This is a genomic window from Streptomyces sp. NPDC058195, from assembly GCF_042883525.1.
In the GTDB taxonomy this organism is placed as follows: Bacteria; Actinomycetota; Actinomycetes; order Streptomycetales; family Streptomycetaceae; genus Streptomyces.
In genome coordinates this window covers 20,555-39,904 of sequence record NZ_JBHVVM010000015.1, presented here as the reverse complement: position 1 = coordinate 39,904, position 19,350 = coordinate 20,555, and the positions used below count along the sequence as shown (strand labels likewise).

The following is a 19,350-nucleotide window of genomic DNA, read 5'->3' as shown; positions in this document are numbered from 1 at the left end:
GTCAAGCGTAATGGCCGCGGGGCCGTCCCCGACCGGTCCGTCCCGACAACGGTGCCGCACAGGCCGCCCGCAGCCGGGTGTCGTGCCGCGCCGTGAGGAACCCGCCGAGCGGATCCTCGGCCACCGACGACCACGGGAACGACGCGGCGTGCGGGCCGATCCGCCGGAACTGTTCCAGTGCCTCCTCCCAGCGGCCCCGGGCGACCAGCACGAACGCCAGCAGGTTGCGGACGTCGGCGAGCCAGGGCCCGCCCGGCGCGTACCCGGCGGACAGCGCGATGCCCAGGTCCGCCGCCGCGTCGATCCGCGCCTCCTGCACCGAGGTGATCCGTGGGCCGGGCCCCTCGGCCAGCAGGGCGAAGGCGGCCCGCAGCGGCAGCGCCTGCACCAGCGAGCGGGGCAGCGCGTCCTCGGCGGCCCGCTCGGCGAAGTCGAAGCACTCGCGGTGCGAGCCGTACCAGGCGGCGGAGAGATACCGCAGCGCGGCGACGTGGCAGCCGTAGTGGTGCGAGGAGCGGCGTACCGCCTGCTCCCACAGCGCCTCGAACACGGTGTGTGTGGCGTGGGTGCCGCGCGCGTGGTCGAGGGCCAGGCGCCAGGGCACCGGGTCGCGCGGATCACCCTCCGCTGCCGCCGTGATCAGCGGGCCCACCTCGCGCAGCTGCTCGGCGCGGGCGGGCGACTCCCAGGCCCGGCGGACCGCGAGCTCCGCCTTGACCAGAGCCGCGTCCGGGTCGTGCGGGGCGTCGGCGAGCCAGGCGGTCAGCCAGTCGTCACGGCTGCGGGCGAAGGTGACGAGCCGTCCGAGGTAGCGGTCGCGGTTCTCCCACTCGGCGCGGTCCCGGGTGGTGGCGAGCAGCCCGGCGGCCGGGCCGTACTCGCCGAGGGCGGCGGCGACCAGCGCGGGGGAGAGCCGTTCGTCGGGCGCGTCGAGCAGCACCTCGTCGTCCGCGGGCAGCCCGGCGGACGTCTTCTGCGGGGGGCGTCGGGCCGTACCCGCGGCGCGGAGCAGAGCACGAAGGATTGGCATGGTGCAGACCATTGAAAAGCCCTGGTCGGGGCGGCGCCAGAGGCACGCTGTGAAGCTTTGGTGCCGAGTGAAGGGGTTGTATCGGATCGAGTCAAGAAGAAGTAAAGGAACGTATGGAATCTGGCTTGATGTAATCGATCGGGCCAAGGGTGTGCGGCCGCCCGGACGCAGCTCGGGCGGCTGTTCGACGGCGCTCTCCGGCCGGGCGGTCGTCGCACCGCCCGGCCGGAGATGGCCGGATCGCGTCAGCCGCGGCGCAGCAGCCGTGAGGCGCCCGTCGCGACGGTCGTGGCGAGTATCCAGCCCAGCAGGATGAGCACCGCCGAGGCCCACTGCCAGCCGCCCTCCATCCGCCAGTAGCCGTCCTGGCCCAGGTTGATCACCGGGATCAGCAGGTCCAGCGCGTACAGCGCCGGGTTCCAGTCCGGATGCTCGTCCTGCTTGATCGCCGTCGGCACCTGCTGCGCGAAGGCCAGCGTCCCCGCCGCCCACAGCAGCGCCATCCACAGCGCGGCCCGCCCCGGCCGGTAGCCGTACGCCACCGTCCAGTCCTGGAGGTAGCCCCAGAGCTTCGCGGCGAGCGGCAGCGTCTCGCGCCGCCGCCGCTGCTTGGCCAGCTGCACCTCCCGGGCGTCCGCGTCCTCCCCGCAGTTGCGCAGCACCGTGGCCAGCCGCTCGTACGGCTCCGGCACGTACTCCGGGGTCGCCGCCGCCACCCACTCCAGGCGCCGGGAGAGCGGGAAGTGCCCGTACGGGACGAGGTTCTCGTACGCGAACCCGCCCATCGCCAGCCCGCCGGGGCCCGGCCAGCTGGTCGACACGTCGATCAGCGTGACCACCCGCGCGCCGTTCAGCACGACCCGGCCCTCCTCCGGCCGCTCCGCGTTGAACCGCAGCTCCGGGGTGACGATCCGGCGCAGCGACAGCTCCTCGTGCCGTCCCAGCACGAACCGCGCCCGGTGCAGGTCGACCGCGTCGCCGAAGCGCCCGTCGTCCAGCCGCACCCCGCCCCGGCATTCGAGGATCTGCGAACGCGTGCCGCTCGCCGGGGTCGACGCCATGAGGATGCCGTACGGGGGAGTGGCGCCCTGGATGCCCGTGTCGACGCTCACCCACGCCTCGCTCATGTACAGCGTGCGCTCCACGGACAGCTGCGGGGCGTTCAGCGCGCGCCGCCCCTCGGTGCTCCGCAGCCGGCTGCCGCGCAGGCTCAGCGAACCGCCGACCTTCGCCCCGCGCAGACTCAGCTCGCCGCGCGCCTCGACCAGCTCCGCCTGGAGGTCCTGGGCGACCGAGAGCCCGTCCCCGGCCAGGGCGCGCCCGGTGCGGTCCGGACCGATCTCGATCTGGCTGATCAGCAGATCGGTGCCGATCTGGGCGTCGGTGAGCCGGATGCCGTACGGGACGCGGCAGCGCGGCAGATGCAGATCGCCCTCGGTGCGCAGCCGGGCCGCCTCCAGCCGTGGCATCGCGCAGCCGACGATCCGCAACGTCGTGAAGTGGCATTCCGGCAGCACCACCTCGCGCTCGAAGCGGCAGCCGGTCATCTCCACGTACGGCGCGACCCGGCCGCCCGCGAGGTCCAGCGTTCCGGTGATCCGCACGCCCCGCAGCTTCAGAGCCGCGACCCGGCCGGGTCGCGGCGGCGGACCCGAGAGCAGCAGCCGGGCGACGACACGCCCGTCCACGCTGCGCTCCGGTCCCCAGACCACCGGGGCGAACGGGTCGTCCTGCGCGGGATCGCGGACGCGCAGATCGTAGGTACTTCCGTTCCGGAAGCTCTGCCACATGCCCAGCTCGGCAGCGCTCAGACCGTCCGGAAAATCGCCATCGTGCGGCTCGGTCACGGGTGCCCCTTCCGCTCGGAGCTGTTCTTCCCTCTGAGTGACGTGGTGAAAGCTATTGGTCACCAGTGACATCCGGGGCATGTATCAGCCAGTGATACGGGCGCCCAGACGGCGCGGGCGGTCTGCGAGAATTGCGGTGTGATCTCTCGAATCGATCTGCGCGGCGACGTCCTCCCCGAGGGTGGAGCCCTGCGCGACCTGCTGCCCCGTGCCGAGTTCGACGTGGAAGCCGCCCTGGAGACGGTGCGGCCCATCTGCGAGGACGTACGTCATCGTGGCTCCGAGGCAGTGATCGAGTGGGGCGAGAAGTTCGACGGCGTGCGGATCGAGTCGGTCCGCGTCCCGGCCGAGGCGATCGCCGAGGCCGCCGAGCGGCTGGATCCCGCCGTTCGGGCCGCCCTGGAGGAGTCGATCCGCCGCGCCCGGCTCGTCCACGCCGAGCAGCGCCGCACCACCCACACCACCCAGGTCGTCCCCGGCGGCACCGTCACCGAGAAGTGGGTGCCGGTCGAGCGCGTCGGGCTCTACGTCCCGGGCGGGCGCTCCGTCTACCCCTCGTCCGTGGTCATGAACGTCGTCCCGGCCCAGGAGGCGGGCGTCGAGGGCATCGCCGTCGCCTCCCCGCCGCAGAAGGACTTCGGCGGCCTGCCGCACCCCACGATCCTCGCCGCCTGCGCCCTGCTCGGCGTCGACGAGGTGTACGCGGCCGGTGGCGCCCAGGCGATCGCGATGTTCGCGTACGGCACGGCCGACTGCCCGCCGGTGAACCTGGTCACCGGCCCCGGCAACATCTTCGTCGCCGCCGCCAAGCGCCTCCTCAAGGGCCGCATCGGCATCGACGCGGAGGCGGGCCCCACCGAGATCGCGATCCTCGCGGACGCCACCGCCGACCCGGTGCACGTCGCCGCCGACCTGATCAGCCAGGCCGAGCACGACCCGATGGCCGCCGCCGTCCTGGTCACCGACTCGGAGGAGCTGGCCGCCGCCACCGAGGCCGAGCTGACGCCGCAGATCGCCGCGACCAAGCACGTCACCGACCGGATCGAGCCCGCGCTGGCCGGACGCCAGTCCGCGATCGTCCTGGTCGACGACCTGGAGGACGGCCTCAAGGTCGTCGACGCGTACGCCGCCGAGCACCTGGAGATCCAGACCGCCGACGCCGCCGCCGTCGCCGCCCGGGTCCGCAACGCCGGAGCGGTCTTCGTCGGCCCCTGGGCCCCGGTCTCGCTCGGCGACTACTGCGCGGGCTCCAACCACGTGCTGCCCACCGGTGGCTGCGCCTGTCACTCCTCGGGCCTGTCCGTGCAGTCCTTCCTGCGCGGCATCCACATCGTCGACTACTCGCGCGACGCGCTCGCCGAGGTCGCGCACCACGTCGTGACCCTCGCCGAGGCGGAGGACCTGCCCGCCCACGGCGCCGCGCTCAAGGCCAGGTTCGGCTGGAAGGTACCGCAGCAGTGACGCACGGCAGCACCACCCGCATCGACGACCTCCCGATCCGCGACGAGCTGCGCGGCAAGTCCCCGTACGGGGCGCCGCAGCTCGACGTTCCGGTGCGGCTGAACACCAACGAGAACCCCTATCCGCTGCCCGAGGCGCTGGTCGACCGGATCGCCGAGCGGGTGCGCGAGGCCGCCCGCGGCCTCAACCGCTACCCCGACCGGGACGCCGTCGAGCTCCGCACCGCACTGGCCCGCTACCTCACCCGCACCGCCGGGCACGAGGTCCGCCTCGCCAACGTCTGGGCCGCCAACGGCTCCAACGAAGTGCTCCAGCAGCTGCTGCAGACCTTCGGCGGGCCCGGCCGCACCGCCATCGGTTTCGAGCCCTCCTACTCCATGCACGCCCTCATCGCCCGCTCCACGGGCACCGGCTGGATCTCCGGCCCGCGCCATGAGGACTTCACCATCGACGTGGAGGCCGCCCGCGCGGTCATCGCCGAACACCGGCCCGATGTCGTTTTCATCACCTCCCCCAACAACCCCACCGGCACCGCCGTCGACGCCGCGACCGTCCTCGCGCTGTACGACGCCGCCCAGGCGGCCGGGCCGTCGATGGTCGTCGTCGACGAGGCGTACGGGGAGTTCAGCCACCACGCCTCGCTGCTCCCGCTGATCGAGGGCCGTCCGCACCTGGTGCTCTCGCGCACCATGTCGAAGGCGTTCGGTGCCGCCGGGCTGCGCCTGGGCTACCTCGCCGCCGACCCGGCCGTCGTGGACGCCGTGCAGCTGGTGCGGCTGCCGTACCACCTCTCCTCGGTCACCCAGGCCACCGCGCTCGCCGCCCTGGAGCACACCGATACGCTTCTCGGATACGTCGCGCAGCTCAAGAGCGAGCGGGACCGGATCGTCACCGAACTGCGCACCCTCGGCTACGACGTGACCGACTCGGACGCCAACTTCGTCCAGTTCGGCCGCTTCGCCGACAGCCACACCGCCTGGCAGCGCATCCTCGACCGGGGCGTCCTGGTCCGGGACAACGGCGTACCGGGATGGCTGCGGGTCTCCGCGGGCACCCCGGCGGAGAACGACGCGTTCCTCGATGCGGTACGCGAACTCAAGAAGGAGCTGGACGCATGACCCGCGTAGGCCGGGTGGAACGCACCACCAAGGAAACCTCGGTGCTCGTCGAGATAGACCTCGACGGCACCGGAGAGGTCGACGTGTCGACCGGAATCGGTTTCTACGACCACATGCTCGACCAGCTCGGCCGCCACGGGCTCTTCGATCTCAGGGTCAAGACCGACGGCGACCTGCACATCGACACGCACCACACCATCGAGGACACCGCCCTCGCGCTCGGCGCCGCGTTCAAGCAGGCCCTCGGCGACAAGACCGGCATCTACCGCTTCGGCAACTGCACGGTCCCGCTGGACGAGTCGCTGGCCCAGGTCACCGTCGACCTCTCCGGCCGCCCCTACCTGGTGCACACCGAGCCGGAGAACATGGCGCCGATGATCGGCTCCTACGACACGACGATGACCCGGCACATCCTTGAGTCCTTCGTCGCCCAGGCGCAGATCGCCCTGCACGTCCACGTGCCGTACGGGCGCAACGCCCACCACATCGTGGAGTGCCAGTTCAAGGCGCTCGCCCGCGCCCTGCGCTACGCCTGCGAGCACGACCCGCGCGCCGCCGGGATCGTCCCGTCCACGAAGGGCGCGCTGTGACCGGCCTCAACACCATCCTGATCGTTCTCGGCCTCTTCCTGGCCGGCGGTGTCTACTCCTTCTCCAAGCAGAAGATGCCCAAGGGCGTCATCGTGCTGCTCTCCCTCGCGTCCGTGATGTGCCTGCTCGCGGGCATCCTCCGGATCCAGGGACTCTGGGACTGAGGGCGGCCGATGAGTGAGCAGAAGAAGGTCGTCGTCTTCGACTACGGCTTCGGCAACGTGCGTTCCGCCGAGCGGGCGCTGGCCCACGTCGGCGCCGACGTGGAGATCACCCGCGACTTCGACCGGGCGATGAACGCCGACGGGCTGCTGGTGCCCGGCGTCGGCGCGTTCTCCGCCTGCATGGAAGGGCTGAGGAAGGCCCGCGGCGAGTGGATCATCGGCCGCAGGCTCTCCGGAGGCCGCCCCGTCATGGGCATCTGCGTCGGTATGCAGATCCTCTTCGAGCGCGGCATCGAGCACGGCGTGGAGACGGAGGGGCTGGACGAATGGCCCGGGACCGTCAGCCCGCTCCAGGCCCCGGTCGTCCCGCACATGGGCTGGAACACCGTACGGGCCCCGGAGGACTCCCAGCTCTTCGCCGGGCTCGACGCCGGCACCCGGTTCTACTTCGTCCACTCCTACGCGGTGCACGAATGGAGCCTGGAGGTCACCAACGCCAAGATCCGCGCCCCCCGGGTCACCTGGGCCACCCACGGTGAGCCGTTCGTCGCCGCCGTGGAGAACGGCGCCCTGTGGGCCACCCAGTTCCACCCCGAGAAGTCCGGCGACGCCGGCGCCCAGCTGCTGACCAACTGGATCGAGACGCTGTAATGCCGAAGCTTGAACTGCTCCCCGCCGTCGATGTCCGCGACGGCCAGGCCGTCCGTCTCGTCCACGGCGAGTCCGGCTCCGAGACGTCCTACGGCTCCCCGCTGGAGGCCGCCCTCGCCTGGCAGCGCTCCGGCGCCGAGTGGCTGCACCTGGTCGACCTGGACGCCGCCTTCGGTACCGGGGACAACCGCGCGCTGATCGCCGAGGTGGCCGCCGCCATGGACATCAAGGTCGAGCTCTCCGGCGGCATCCGGGACGACGCCTCGCTCGCCGCCGCCCTGGCCACCGGCTGCCGCCGGGTCAACCTCGGCACCGCAGCCCTGGAGACCCCCGAGTGGGTCGCCAAGGTCATCGCCGAGCACGGCGACAAGATCGCCGTCGGCCTCGACGTCCGCGGCACCACGCTGCGCGGGCGCGGCTGGACCCGTGACGGCGGAGACCTCTACGAGACGCTGGCCCGGCTCGACTCCGAGGGCTGCGCCCGCTACGTCGTCACCGACATCGCCAAGGACGGCACGCTCCAGGGCCCCAACCTGGAGCTCCTGAAGAACGTCTGCGCCGCCACCGACAAGCCCGTCGTGGCCTCCGGCGGCGTCTCCTCGCTGGACGACCTGCGGGCCATCGCCGCGCTCGTCCCGGCCGGCGTCGAGGGCGCGATCGTCGGCAAGGCGCTGTACGCCGAGGCGTTCACCCTCGAAGAGGCGCTCCGGGCGGTGTCCGGATGAGCGACGCGGTCCGGCGGGTCTCCTCCGGCGCGCCCTGGGAGGAGAAGTTCGGCTACTCCCGTGCCGTGGAGCTGCCGAACGGGCTGGTCCTGGTGGCCGGCTGCACCTCCGTGGAGAACGGGCAGATCGCCGCGGGCGGCCCGTACGAGCAGACCCTGGCCTCCTTCAAGGTCGCCCTCGGCGCGCTGGAACAGCTCGGCCTGGGCCGTGAGGACGTCGTCCGCACCCGGATGTACGTCACGCACGTCAGGGACACGGACGAGGTCGGCCGGGCCCACAAGGAGATCTTCGGCGAGGTCCGCCCGGTCGCGACGATGGTCGTCGTCGCCGGTCTGGTGGACCCGAGCCTGGTCGTCGAGGCCGAGGTCGAGGCGTACCGGGGAGGGGCCCGATGAGCCTCGCGGTCCGTGTGATCCCCTGCCTGGACGTCGACAACGGCCGGGTCGTCAAGGGCGTCAACTTCCAGAACCTGCGCGACGCGGGCGACCCCGTCGAGATGGCCAAGCTGTACGACGCCGAGGGCGCCGACGAGCTGACCTTCCTGGACATCACCGCCTCCAGCGGCGACCGGGAGACCACCTACGACGTGGTGCGCCGCACCGCCGAGCAGGTCTTCATCCCGCTCACGGTCGGCGGCGGCGTCCGTACCGCCGACGACGTGGACAGGCTGCTGCGGGCCGGTGCGGACAAGGTCGGCGTCAACACCGCCGCCATCGCCCGCCCCGAGCTGATCCGGGAGATCGCCGAGCGTTTCGGCCGCCAGGTCCTGGTGCTCTCGGTGGACGCCCGGCGCACCCCCGAAGGCACCTTCGAGGTCACCACGCACGGCGGCCGCAAGGGCACCGGCATCGACGCGGTGGAGTGGGCGCACCGCGCCGCCGAGCTGGGCGCGGGCGAGATCCTGCTCAACTCGATGGACGCGGACGGCACCAAGGACGGCTACGACACCGAGATGATCGCGGCGGTTCGCCGCCATGTGACCGTCCCCGTCATCGCCTCCGGCGGCGCCGGACGGCTCGCCGACTTCGCGCCCGCCGTCGCGGCGGGGGCCGACGCGGTGCTCGCCGCCTCCGTCTTCCACTTCGGCGATCTGCGGATCGGCGAGGTCAAGGACGCGCTCAGGGAGGCCGGCCACCCGGTCCGCTGAGCGGAGCCGTACGTACGAGCCCGTCGCCGGGCGGAGCCGAGGAGTCGGCCCCGCCCGGCGACGGGCTTTCCGCTGCCGTCCCCGCCCCGAGTTCCACAGCTTTTATTGCGCAATAAAGATTGCGCAAGTTTTCTTTCCTATCTAGGGTGAGGCCATGGCACGCAACGAATCGCGCCGGGTCTCGGACCTGGAAACCCTGAAGGCGTTCGGGCATCCGCTGAGGATGCGGCTCTACCGGGCGCTCTACATCGCCCGCAAGGCCACCGCCTCCCAGCTGGCCGACCAGGTCGACGAGGCGGTCTCCCTCGTCAGTTACCACCTGCGCAAGCTCGCCGACCACGGCCTGATCGAGGAGGCCGGGCAGCAGGGCAAGGACGGCCGCGAACGCTGGTGGCAGCCCGCCTCGAAGGGGCTCAACTTCCACGAGGAGGACTTCCACGACGCCCCCGAGAAGGCCGCCACCCACGCCGCCGTCGGCCGCCTCTCCTTCGACCAGCACGTCGAGCTGTACCGCCGCTACCTCGACTCGGCCCCCAGCTGGCCGCTCGCGTGGCGCAGTGCCGCCTCCAGCTCCGAGTACCTGGCCCGCCTGACGGTCGAGGAGCTCGCCGCCCTCAGCCGCGAGATGCACCAGCTCATCGACCGGTACGAGGAGAACGCCCGTGCCCGCGAGCAGGCGGGGGACACCGAAGGCCGCGAGAACGTCGCCCTGCACGTGTACGCGTTCCCGTTCCGCCCCTGACCCGCCGCCCCGGGAGGCCGACCCCATGAGCACCATCGACACCGCCGTACCCATACCCGCACCCGCACCCGCACCGGTGACCGAACGCCCCGCCCACCGCGACGGCAACGTCCTGCGCTGGCTCGGTGCCTACACCGCCTCGATGATCGGCGACAGCGTCTACTACATGGCGCTCGCCTGGACCGCCGCCCGCGCCGGCAGCGACGCCACGACCGGGCTCGTCCTCGCCGTCGGCTCGTTACCCCGGGCCGTGCTGATGCTCGGCGGGGGAGTGCTCACCGACCGGATCGGGCCGCGCCGCGTCGTCATCGGCAGCGACACCGTCCGCTGCCTGGCCGTCCTCGCCCTGGCCGCCGCCCTGCTGCTCACCGCGCCCGCCCTGTGGATGCTGATCACCGTCGCCCTGGTCTTCGGCGTGGTCGACGCCCTCTTCCTCCCCGCTGTCGGAGCCCTCCCGCCCCGGGTCACCGCCCCCGGGCAGCTGGGCCGCGTCCAGGGCATGCGGGGCCTGGCCATCCGGGCCGCCAGCGTCGTCGGAGCCCCGCTCGGGGGCGCCGCGGTGGCCCTCGGCGGCCCGGCGTCCGCCTTCGCCGCGGCCGGAGTGCTCTTCGCGGTGTCGCTGCCGCTGCTGATGTCGCTGCGGCTGCGCCCGCTGCCCGGCCGTGAGGACGCCGCACCCTCCGGGACCGCCTGGCGCGACCTGGTCGACGGGCTGCGTCACATCCGCCGCCACCCGCTGCTCGGACCGCTGATGCTCGTCGTCGCCGTCAGCGAGCTGGGCTTCGCCGGCCCGCTCAACCTCGGCCTCGTCCTGCTCGCCGAGGAGCGCCACTGGGGCGCCTCCGGCATGGGCTGGATCATCGCCGCGTTCGGCGTCGGCGCCGGTGCCACGGCGCTGCTGCTCGCGGTACGCGGCCGGGTGCCCCGCGCCGGACTGGTGATGTGCCTGACGGTGCTGGTCGGCGCGGTCGCCATCGGCGCCCTGGCCCAGCTGCCCTCGGTGGCCCTCGCCGCCGCGGCGGCGGTCTGCGTCGGCCTCTTCGCGGGCCTCGGCGGCTCACTGTGCGGCGCCCTGATCCAGACCGTCACCGAACCCGCCTACCTCGGCCGGGTGACCTCGGTCTCGACGCTCTTCACCCACGCCCTTGCCCCGCTCAGCTACCCGGTCACCGGCGCGGCCGTCGCCCTCTGGGGGACCGGCCCGGTCTTCGCCGCCAGCGCCGCGCTCTGCGCGGCCGGGGCGCTGACCGGCCTGGCCTTCACCCGGCTGCGCCGCGCGGAGCTCCCCGGCTGAGCACAGGTCACATCCCCAGCTCAGCCGTGTGCAGCCGGTCCACCGCCTCCTTGTCGCCCTCCAGGCCCACCGTCGCCGCCGACTGCCGGCCGAACGCGAAGAGCAGCAGCTCGCCCGGCTCGCCGGTCACCGTCACCACCGGGGCGCCCTTGTGCGCCACCACCGTCCGGCCGTCCGGGCGGCGCAGCACCAGCCCCACCGGGGACTTGCGCCCCAGCAGCCGCGCCGTCCGCTCGGTCCGCGACCAGAGCAGATCGGCGAAGACCGGGTCCAGCTCACGCCGCGACCAGTCCGGCTGGGCCCGGCGCACGTCCTCCGTATGGATGTAGAACTCCACGGTGTTGGCGGCCTCGTCGACCTGCTTCACCGCGTACGGGGAGAACCTCGGCGGCCCCGTACGGATCAGCTGGATCAGTTCCTCGTACGGCTTCGCGGCGAACTCCGCCTGCACGCGTTCGAGCCGGTTCCTCAGCACCCCCACCAGGAGCCCGCCCGCGGCGTCGGGCCGCCGTTCCCGGACCACCACATGGGCCGCCAGGTCCCGGGCCGTCCAGCCGCTGCACAGGGTCGGGGCCTCCGGGCCGACGGCCTCCAACAGGTCGGCGAGCAGAAGTCGTTCGCGCTTCGCATGGGTCGACATGGTCGCCAGCGTACGGCCGCCGCACCCGGTCCGCCCAGTGGACACCGCACCGGACGGGCGCCGCGGCCACGGCACAATGGCCTCATGAGCAGCGCGCCCACTCCCAGCACCCCGCCGCCGTCCGGCAGCCTCGACCCGGCCGTCGCCGCCCGCCTCAAGCGCGGGGCCGACGGACTCTTCCCGGCCATCGCCCAGCAGTACGACACCGGCGAGGTGCTGATGCTCGGCTGGATGGACGACGAGGCCCTGCACCGCACCCTCACCACCGGCCGCTGCACCTACTGGTCCCGCAGCCGCCAGGAGTACTGGGTCAAGGGCGACACCTCCGGCCACACCCAGGAGGTCAAGTCGGTCGCCCTGGACTGCGACGCCGACACCGTCCTGGTCAAGGTCGACCAGACGGGTGCGGCCTGCCACACCGGGGACCGCACCTGCTTCGACGCCGACGTCCTCCCGCTCGGACAGTAGGGACGGCCGCCATGGATCTCGAAACCTTCCGCAAGCTTGCCGTCGACCGGCGCGTCATCCCCGTCAGCCGCAGGCTCCTGGCGGACGGCGACACTCCGGTGGGCCTCTACCGCAAGCTCGCGGGTGAGCGCAGCGGCACCTTCCTCCTGGAGTCGGCGGAGAACGGCCGCACCTGGTCGCGCTACTCCTTCGTCGGGGTGCGCAGCGCCGCCACCCTCACCGTGCGCGACGGACAGGCCCACTGGCTCGGCGTCCCGCCGGTCGGCGTCCCCCTCGACGGCGACCCGCTGGAGGCCCTGCGCGCCACCGTCGAGATCCTGCACACCCCGCGTGACCTGCTCGCCGACGACGCACTGCCCCCGTTCACCGGCGGCATGGTCGGCTACCTCGGCTACGACGTCGTGCGCCACCTGGAGAAGATCGGCGACAGCACCGAGGACGACCTCGGCCTCCCCGAGCTGACCATGCTGCTCACCTCGGACCTGGCCGTCCTCGACCACCGGGACAGCACCGTCCTGCTGATCGCCAACGCGATCAACCACAACGACCTCGCCACCGGTGTCGACGAGGCGTACGCGGACGCCGTGGCCCGCCTCGACGCCATGGAGCGCGACCTCTCCCGCCCGGTCGAGAACACTCCCGCCGCCCTCCCGGAGTCCGCGCTGCCGCCGTATGCCGCGCGCTGGGGCGGGCAGGCGTACCAGGACGCCGTCGAGGACGTGAAGGAACGGATCCGGGCCGGTGAGGCCTTCCAGGTCGTCCCCTCCCAGCGCTTCGAAACCCCGTGCACCGCGAGCGCGCTGGACGTCTACCGGGTGCTGCGCGCCACCAATCCGTCGCCGTACATGTACCTCCTCCGGTTCGACGGTTTCGACGTCGCGGGCTCCAGCCCCGAGGCCCTGGTCAAGGTCGAGGACGGGCGGGCCATGGTCCACCCGATCGCCGGTACCCGGCACCGCGGCGCCACCCCGCAGGAGGACCAGGCGCTCGCCGAGGAACTCCTCGCCGACCCGAAGGAGCGCGCCGAGCACCTGATGCTCGTCGACCTCGGCCGCAACGACCTGGGGCGGGTCTGCGCACCGGGCACCGTCGAGGTCGTCGACTTCATGTCGATCGAGCGGTACTCGCACGTGATGCACATCGTCTCCACCGTCACCGGCCGCGTCGCCGAGGGCCGCACCGCCTTCGACGTCCTCACCGCCTGCTTCCCCGCGGGCACCCTCTCCGGCGCCCCCAAACCGCGCGCGATGCAGATCATCGAGGAGCTGGAGCCGACCCGCCGCGGGCTGTACGGCGGCTGCGTCGGCTATCTCGACTTCGCCGGGGACTCCGACACCGCCATCGCCATCCGCACCGCCCTGCTCCGTGACGGCACGGCGTACGTCCAGGCCGGGGCGGGGATCGTCGCCGACTCCGACCCGGTCGCCGAGGACACCGAGTGCCGCAACAAGGCCGCCGCGGTGCTCCGCGCGGTGCATACGGCCAACCGGCTCCGCGGCGTGTGAGGCGGTAGGGGATAGTGGAGTACGTGAGCGCTGTCCCCGTACCCCAGCCCCGTGCCCGAGCCGTTGCCGCCCCCGACGCCCCGGGGAGCCGCCGCAGCCTGGCCTCCGGCCTGCTCCTCGGGGCGGCCGGTGCCACGGTCGTCCTGCTCGCCTCCGGCCAGACCTGGGCCAGGGGCGAGGCGGCCGTCGGCGGCGGCACACTGCCGCTGAGCGCCGACGGCCAGGACGTCACCGGGGTTCCGGCCGCGCTGGCGATCGTCGCCCTGGCCGCCCTGGTCGCTGTCTTCGCCGTCCGCGGAGCCTCCCGGACGGTCGTCGCCGCGCTCCTGGCCCTCAGCGGCCTCGGTGCCGGACTGAGCGCCTGCCTGGGTGCCTCCGACAGCGCGGCGCTCGACGAGAAGGCCGCCGGCACGACCGGTGACACCTCCGCGACCATCGACGCGCTCGCCCATACCGCCTGGCCCTACGTCACCGCCGCGGGCGGTCTGCTGATCCTGCTCGCCGGGCTGCTCGCCCTGCGGTACGGCAAGCTCTGGCCCACCATGTCGGGACGGTACGAGCGGGACGGCACCCCCCGCCCCCGCAAGGCGGCGCGCGCCATGGACCCGGACCGGCCCGAGGACCTCTGGAAGGCCCTGGACCGCGGCGAGGACCCGACGCGCTAGCTCACCCCGAGATCACGTCCTCCCCGTTCGTACGGGACAATGGGGCCGAGCTTTCAGCACAGCGGCACCAGCATCGCGTACAGCAGCTTTGCCTACAGCGAAACCAACAGCGCAACATCAACAAGGAGCAACTCATGGCGGGCAGCAGCCACGGACACACCCCGGCCGCCTGGACCGGTGTCCTCATCTCCTTCGTCGGCTTCTGCGTCGCGGGCGTCTTCATGGTCGCGGCCAGCCCCGTCGGCTTCTGGGCCGGTATCGGCGTCATCCTCCTGGGCGGGGTCGTCGGTCTCGCGATGAAGGCCGCGGGCCTCGGCATGCCGAAGGAGTCGGCCGAGATGGCCGCCGCGCGGGCCCGCGCCGGACAGGCGCAGGTCTCCTCCTGACGCCGCACGGCACCCGTACGCACGCGAGGCGCGGCCCGGACCACCGGGCTGCGCCTCGCCGCGTCAGCGGGGACAATCACCGGGTGGACGCATCGACCGACCCCGCCGTCACCCCGGAGCGGACCCAGGCCCAGGCCGCCGGGCCCGTGCCCGGCCCGCCGTATCCGCCGTTCCTCCCCCCGGCCCCCGTACCCGCCTCGCGCATCCGGCGGCTGGCCACTCCGGTGGGTGTACTGGCCGTCGTCGTCGGCGCCTTCGCCTACGTCGGTGCCGTGGACCCCAACGAGTCCGGGCACTACCCGCTCTGCCCGCTGCTGCGGTTCACCGGGATCTACTGCCCGGGGTGCGGCGGACTGCGCAGCGCCCACGCGGTGGCGCACGGCGACCTCGCCGCCGCCCTCGGCTCCAACGCGCTCGCCGTCGTCGGGTACGCGGCCTTCGCCGTCCTCTGGACGCTCTGGACGGTCCGGGCCGCCCGCGGCACCCGCATGAGCCTCGCGGTGAGGCCCGCCGTCTGGTGGGGCATCGGTGCCGTGGTGCTGGTCTTCTCCGTGGTGCGTAATCTGCCGTTCGGATCCACTCTGGCCCCTTGAATGCCCAGGTAGTGGGACATTCGGCAAATCAGGTTCGGGTCGGCGGTCTTCTGCGGATAGCATGGACAAGGCTGATCCTGTTCCCTCATCACCGTCCGGAAGGGGGCCGCTCGCGTGAGTGTGCTCGACGAGATCATCGACGGCGTACGCGCCGACCTCGCAGAGCGGCAGGCGCGTGTCAGCCTCGACGAGCTGAAGGAACGCGCCGCGCGCGCCCCGCAGGCCAGGGACGGGGTCGCCGCGCTGCGCGGCGAGGGCGTCAACGTCATCTGTGAGGTCAAGCGGTCCAGCCCCTCCAAGGGCGCGCTGGCCGCGATCGCCGACCCGGCGGGACTCGCCGCGGACTACGAGGCGGGCGGCGCGTCCGTCATCTCGGTCCTCACCGAGCAGCGCCGTTTCGGCGGTTCGCTCGCCGACCTGGAGGCCGTCCGCGCCAAGGTCGACATCCCGATCCTCCGCAAGGACTTCATCGTCACGTCGTACCAGCTCTGGGAGGCCCGCGCCTATGGCGCCGACCTGGCCCTGCTGATCGTCGCGGCCCTGGACCAGGAGGCCCTGGTCTCGCTGATCGAGCGCGCTGAGTCCATCGGCCTGACGCCGCTGGTCGAGGTCCACGACGAGGACGAGGCGGAGCGCGCCGTGGCCGCCGGGGCGAAGATCGTCGGTGTCAACGCCCGCAACCTGAAGGACCTCAAGGTCGACCGCTCCACCTTCGACCGGGTCGCCCCCGAGATCCCCGACCACATCGTCAAGGTCGCCGAGTCGGGTGTCCGCGGTCCGCACGACCTGATCGCCTACGCCAACGCGGGCGCCGACGCGGTGCTCGTGGGTGAGTCCCTGGTCACCGGACGTGACCCGCGCGTCGCCGTCGCCGACCTCGTGGCCGCCGGGGCCCACCCCGCCCTCCGGCACGGACGGGGCTGACCTGCCCGTGTCCGCCGTCCGCCCCACGTCCCGCCCCCGGCAGGGCCTGCGCCCCACCGCCGCGACGGCCCGGGTTCCGCACGCCCCGCTGGCGCGTGGCTGCCGTCCCCGCGGCTGCCGGGCTCCCGCCCGCCGCGTGCACGGCCGTCGGGTGCGGTACGTGATCGGTGACGAACCCGGACAGGTCAACGGCATGCGATGGCGCACGGGGTCCGCGCCCAGCTGACCCCGGCCGACGTACCGAAACGCTCCCGTCTCGTACGTACGACCGCACCGCCCGCCCTTCCCGGCCGGGTGGCGCTCCGCTCATGGCGCACACGGTCAACTCACCCATCGCGATGTCGAGGAGCAAGGTCGGATGTCATCTGACTTCTTCATTCCGGACCCCGAAGGTCTGATCCCCAGCGCCGAGGGCTACTTCGGAGCGTTCGGCGGCAAGTTCATCCCGGAGGCGCTGGTCGCCGCCGTGGACGAGGTCGCCGCCGAGTACGACAAGGCGAAGGCGGACCCCGCCTTCGCCGCCGAGCTCAACGACCTCATGGTCAACTACACGGGCCGGCCCAGCGCGCTGACCGAGGTGCCGCGCTTCGCGGAGCACGCGGGCGGCGCCCGGGTCTTCCTCAAGCGTGAGGATCTCAACCACACTGGCTCGCACAAGATCAACAACGTGCTGGGGCAGGCTCTGCTCACCCGGCGGATGGGCAAGACGCGGGTCATCGCCGAGACCGGCGCGGGCCAGCACGGCGTCGCCACCGCCACCGCCTGCGCGCTCTTCGGCCTGGACTGCACCATCTACATGGGCGAGATCGACACCGAGCGGCAGGCGCTGAACGTGGCGCGGATGCGGATCCTCGGCGCCGAGGTCATCGCCGTGAAGTCCGGCTCCCGGACCCTGAAGGACGCCATCAACGAGGCGTTCCGCGACTGGGTCGCCAACGTGGACAGCACGCACTACCTCTTCGGCACGGTCGCCGGACCGCACCCCTTCCCGGCCATGGTGCGCGACTTCCACCGGGTCATCGGCGTCGAGGCCCGCCGCCAGATCCTGGAGCGGGCAGGACGGCTGCCGGACGCCGCCGTGGCGTGTGTCGGCGGCGGCTCCAACGCCATCGGCCTCTTCCACGCCTTCATCCCGGACGCCCGCGTCCGGCTGATCGGCTGCGAGCCCGCCGGACACGGCGTGGAGAGCGGCGAGCACGCGGCGACGCTGACCGCGGGCGAGCCCGGCATCCTGCACGGCTCGCGCAGCTACGTCCTCCAGGACGAAGAGGGCCAGATCACCGAGCCGTACTCCATCTCGGCCGGTCTCGACTACCCGGGCATCGGCCCGGAGCACGCGTATCTCAAGGACATCGGCCGCGGCGAGTACCGCGCGGTCACCGACGAGGCCGCCATGCAGGCACTCCGCCTCCTCTCCCGCACGGAGGGGATCATCCCGGCCATCGAGAGCGCCCACGCGCTGGCCGGGGCCCTGGAGGTCGGCAAGGAGCTCGGCAAGGACGGACTGATCGTGGTCAACCTGTCCGGCCGCGGCGACAAGGACATGGACACCGCGGCCCGCTACTTCGGGCTGTACGACGGGGCGGAGGACGGCAAGTGAGCGGCAACGTGGAGCTGTTGGAAACCACCCTGGCACGGACGAAGGAGGAGGGCCGGGCCGCGCTCGTCGCCTACCTCCCGGCCGGGTTCCCGACCGTCGACGGCGGGATCGAGGCCGTGAAGGCGGCCGTCGCGGGCGGCGCCGACATCATCGAGGTGGGCCTGCCGCACAGCGACCCGGTGCTCGACGGACCGGTCATCCAGACCGCCGACGACATCGCCCTGCGCGGCGGCGTGAAGATCGCCGACGTGCTGCGCACCGTCCGGGAGGCGCACCAGGCGACCGGCGTCCCGATCCTCGTCATGACGTACTGGAACCCGATCGACCGGTACGGCGTCGAGCGCTTCACCGCCGAGCTCGCCGAGGCGGGCGGCGCCGGGTGCATCCTGCCCGACCTGCCCGTCCAGGAGTCCGCCCTGTGGCGGGAACACGCCGCCAAGCACAGGCTCGCGACCGTCTTCGTCGTCGCGCCGAGCAGCAAGGACGAGCGCCTCGCCACCATCACCGCGGCCGGCTCCGGCTTCGTCTACGCGGCCTCGCTGATGGGCGTCACCGGCACCCGTGAGTCGGTCGGCGACCAGGCCCAGGACCTGGTGCGGCGCACCCGCGCCACCACGGACCTGCCGGTCTGCGTCGGTCTGGGCGTCTCGAACGCCCGGCAGGCCGCCGAGGTCGCGGGCTTCGCCGACGGGGTGATCGTCGGCTCCGCCTTCGTCAAGGCGATGCTGGACGCCCCCGACGAGACGGCCGGTCTGGCCGCCGTCCGCTCCCTGGCGGGCGAACTCGCCGAGGGCGTTCGAAAGCGCTGATCGGAGTATCACCCGAACGGGTGGACCTGGACCGGGGAGGCACGCGTGTGCCTCCCCGGTTCGTTGCTGCGGTTGTGAGCGAGAAGAACGAACAGGGAAAGAGAGCCGCGCGCGACCGGCTCGCACAGCAGCGTGAACAGCAGCGGGCGAGCGAGCGCCGCAGGCGCACGCTGATCGTCTCCAGCGCCGTGGTGGGCGTGCTGGCGCTGGCCGCCGTCGTCGGTGTGATCGCCGCGAACTCCGGCGGCAAGAACAGCAAGGGCGAGGCGGCGGGCCCCGCCGTCGCCCCGTCCGGCGCGAGCGGGAAGGACAGCCTGGCCATCCCGGTCGGCGCGGACGACGCCCCGTCCACGCTCACCATCTGGGAGGATTTCCGCTGCCCGGTCTGCGCCCAGTTCGAGAACGCGTTCCGTGACTCCATCCACGAGATGGAGAAGGCCGGGCAGCTCAAGGTCGAGTACCACCTCGCCACGATCATCGACGGCAACCTCGGCGGCAGCGGCTCGCTGCGCGCCGCCAACGCCGCGGCCTGCGCCCAGGACGCCGGGAAGTTCTCCGCGTACCACGACGTGCTCTACCGCAACCAGCCGCAGGAGACCGACGACGCCTTCGGTGACAACGCCAAGCTGATCCAGCTCTCGGAGAAGGTCCCCGGTCTCGACACGTCCACGTTCCGTGGCTGTGTGGAGGACGGCACGCACGACGCCTGGGTCAAGAAGTCCAATACGGCGTTCCAGAACGGCGGGTTCCAGGGCACGCCCACCGCGCTGCTCAACGGGGAGACGATCTTCCCGAAGAAGGGCAACGAGGCGATCACCGTGGCGAACCTGAAGAAGTGGGTGGCAGAAGCCAACAAGGGCAAGAAACCGGGCACAGCCACCCCTGCCCCGCCAGGTTCCTGACCGGCCACCGGGCAGTGCCCGGAAGGGAATTCGATGCCCGGCCCGTTACCCATACGTTGCCGGGTGGGTTGCCTCAGCCCCCACCCGGC

At 72.5% G+C, this 19,350-nt stretch carries 23 protein-coding genes; 20 read left to right on the top strand and 3 right to left on the bottom strand.

The window, feature by feature from the left end:
- Position 1: 1 nt before the first annotated feature.
- Together ACFVWY_RS19805 and ACFVWY_RS19800 are read right to left on the bottom strand one after the other, a co-directional pair.
- The gene (locus ACFVWY_RS19805) at positions 2-1,042 is read right to left on the bottom strand and encodes a hypothetical protein (RefSeq protein WP_389873918.1); all 1,041 of its coding nucleotides are present in this window, start codon (positions 1,040-1,042) and stop codon (positions 2-4) included.
- Between the two features lie 233 nt (positions 1,043-1,275).
- Positions 1,276-2,877: an oxidoreductase gene (locus tag ACFVWY_RS19800; RefSeq protein WP_389873916.1), complete on the bottom strand. Its 1,602-nt coding sequence runs from the start codon at positions 2,875-2,877 to the stop codon at positions 1,276-1,278.
- A 138-nt stretch (positions 2,878-3,015) separates the two neighbouring features.
- Here ACFVWY_RS19800 and hisD point away from each other — a divergent pair, with 138 nt between their 5' ends.
- The 10 genes from hisD to ACFVWY_RS19750 all read left to right on the top strand — a co-directional run bounded on the left by hisD (position 3,016) and on the right by ACFVWY_RS19750 (position 10,769).
- A complete protein-coding gene (gene hisD / locus ACFVWY_RS19795) occupies positions 3,016-4,338 on the top strand; it encodes a histidinol dehydrogenase (RefSeq protein WP_389873913.1) in 1,323 nt (440 codons plus the stop codon).
- Positions 4,335-5,456, top strand: a complete 1,122-nt coding sequence (locus ACFVWY_RS19790; RefSeq protein ID WP_389873912.1) for a histidinol-phosphate transaminase — start codon at positions 4,335-4,337, stop codon at positions 5,454-5,456. Before hisD ends, ACFVWY_RS19790 begins: the two co-directional genes overlap by 4 nt.
- Entirely contained in the window at positions 5,453-6,046 is a 594-nt protein-coding gene (gene hisB / locus ACFVWY_RS19785) for an imidazoleglycerol-phosphate dehydratase HisB (RefSeq protein ID WP_389873909.1), read from the top strand. Before ACFVWY_RS19790 ends, hisB begins: the two co-directional genes overlap by 4 nt.
- Complete coding sequence (locus tag ACFVWY_RS19780; protein WP_389873906.1) at positions 6,043-6,210, top strand: hypothetical protein; 168 nt, start codon at positions 6,043-6,045, stop codon at positions 6,208-6,210. The genes hisB and ACFVWY_RS19780 overlap by 4 nt, the downstream gene beginning before the upstream one ends.
- A 9-nt stretch (positions 6,211-6,219) precedes the next feature.
- Positions 6,220-6,861 (top strand): imidazole glycerol phosphate synthase subunit HisH, encoded by a 642-nt coding sequence (hisH, locus tag ACFVWY_RS19775; protein ID WP_389873903.1) that lies wholly within the window; start codon positions 6,220-6,222, stop codon positions 6,859-6,861.
- Positions 6,861-7,586 carry a bifunctional 1-(5-phosphoribosyl)-5-((5-phosphoribosylamino)methylideneamino)imidazole-4-carboxamide isomerase/phosphoribosylanthranilate isomerase PriA gene (gene priA / locus ACFVWY_RS19770; protein WP_389873901.1) on the top strand — a complete coding sequence of 242 codons (726 nt, stop codon included), beginning with the start codon at positions 6,861-6,863 and terminating at the stop codon, positions 7,584-7,586. The genes hisH and priA overlap by 1 nt, the downstream gene beginning before the upstream one ends.
- Positions 7,583-7,981, top strand: coding sequence for a RidA family protein (locus ACFVWY_RS19765; protein ID WP_389873899.1), 399 nt, complete (start codon positions 7,583-7,585; stop codon positions 7,979-7,981). Before priA ends, ACFVWY_RS19765 begins: the two co-directional genes overlap by 4 nt.
- Positions 7,978-8,733 (top strand): imidazole glycerol phosphate synthase subunit HisF, encoded by a 756-nt coding sequence (hisF, locus tag ACFVWY_RS19760; RefSeq protein WP_389873897.1) that lies wholly within the window; start codon positions 7,978-7,980, stop codon positions 8,731-8,733. The genes ACFVWY_RS19765 and hisF overlap by 4 nt, the downstream gene beginning before the upstream one ends.
- Positions 8,734-8,887: 154 nt before the next feature.
- Complete coding sequence (locus tag ACFVWY_RS19755; protein ID WP_389873894.1) at positions 8,888-9,475, top strand: winged helix-turn-helix domain-containing protein; 588 nt, start codon at positions 8,888-8,890, stop codon at positions 9,473-9,475.
- A gap of 25 nt (positions 9,476-9,500) precedes the next feature.
- Positions 9,501-10,769 carry an MFS transporter gene (locus ACFVWY_RS19750; protein ID WP_389873892.1) on the top strand — a complete coding sequence of 423 codons (1,269 nt, stop codon included), beginning with the start codon at positions 9,501-9,503 and terminating at the stop codon, positions 10,767-10,769.
- A 7-nt stretch (positions 10,770-10,776) separates the two neighbouring features.
- Here the strand turns inward: ACFVWY_RS19750 and ACFVWY_RS19745 are convergent, their stop codons facing one another.
- The gene (locus ACFVWY_RS19745; protein WP_389873890.1) at positions 10,777-11,409 is read right to left on the bottom strand and encodes a TIGR03085 family metal-binding protein; all 633 of its coding nucleotides are present in this window, start codon (positions 11,407-11,409) and stop codon (positions 10,777-10,779) included.
- 84 nt (positions 11,410-11,493) lie between these two features.
- Between ACFVWY_RS19745 and hisI the strand changes: the two genes are divergently transcribed.
- The 10 genes from hisI to ACFVWY_RS19695 all read left to right on the top strand — a co-directional run bounded on the left by hisI (position 11,494) and on the right by ACFVWY_RS19695 (position 19,261).
- Positions 11,494-11,877, top strand: a complete 384-nt coding sequence (gene hisI, locus ACFVWY_RS19740) for a phosphoribosyl-AMP cyclohydrolase (protein WP_389873888.1) — start codon at positions 11,494-11,496, stop codon at positions 11,875-11,877.
- Between the two features lie 11 nt (positions 11,878-11,888).
- Complete coding sequence (locus ACFVWY_RS19735) at positions 11,889-13,382, top strand: anthranilate synthase component I (RefSeq protein WP_389873886.1); 1,494 nt, start codon at positions 11,889-11,891, stop codon at positions 13,380-13,382.
- 14 nt (positions 13,383-13,396) lie between these two features.
- Positions 13,397-14,047 carry a TIGR02234 family membrane protein gene (locus tag ACFVWY_RS19730; protein ID WP_389873884.1) on the top strand — a complete coding sequence of 217 codons (651 nt, stop codon included), beginning with the start codon at positions 13,397-13,399 and terminating at the stop codon, positions 14,045-14,047.
- Between the two features lie 134 nt (positions 14,048-14,181).
- Positions 14,182-14,433 (top strand): HGxxPAAW family protein, encoded by a 252-nt coding sequence (locus ACFVWY_RS19725; protein WP_389873882.1) that lies wholly within the window; start codon positions 14,182-14,184, stop codon positions 14,431-14,433.
- Between the two features lie 83 nt (positions 14,434-14,516).
- Complete coding sequence (locus tag ACFVWY_RS19720) at positions 14,517-15,026, top strand: DUF2752 domain-containing protein (RefSeq protein WP_389873880.1); 510 nt, start codon at positions 14,517-14,519, stop codon at positions 15,024-15,026.
- Positions 15,027-15,140: 114 nt separating this feature from the next.
- Positions 15,141-15,950, top strand: coding sequence for an indole-3-glycerol phosphate synthase TrpC (trpC, locus tag ACFVWY_RS19715; protein WP_389873878.1), 810 nt, complete (start codon positions 15,141-15,143; stop codon positions 15,948-15,950).
- 7 nt (positions 15,951-15,957) lie between these two features.
- On the top strand, positions 15,958-16,176 hold the full coding sequence (gene trpM / locus ACFVWY_RS19710; RefSeq protein ID WP_389873875.1) for a tryptophan biosynthesis modulator TrpM: 219 nt from the start codon (positions 15,958-15,960) through the stop codon (positions 16,174-16,176).
- A 132-nt stretch (positions 16,177-16,308) separates the two neighbouring features.
- Positions 16,309-17,550, top strand: coding sequence for a tryptophan synthase subunit beta (trpB, locus tag ACFVWY_RS19705; protein ID WP_389873873.1), 1,242 nt, complete (start codon positions 16,309-16,311; stop codon positions 17,548-17,550).
- Positions 17,547-18,359, top strand: a complete 813-nt coding sequence (gene trpA, locus ACFVWY_RS19700; RefSeq protein WP_389873871.1) for a tryptophan synthase subunit alpha — start codon at positions 17,547-17,549, stop codon at positions 18,357-18,359. Before trpB ends, trpA begins: the two co-directional genes overlap by 4 nt.
- A 74-nt stretch (positions 18,360-18,433) precedes the next feature.
- Entirely contained in the window at positions 18,434-19,261 is an 828-nt protein-coding gene (locus ACFVWY_RS19695; protein ID WP_389873869.1) for a thioredoxin domain-containing protein, read from the top strand.
- Positions 19,262-19,350 lie beyond the last annotated feature (89 nt).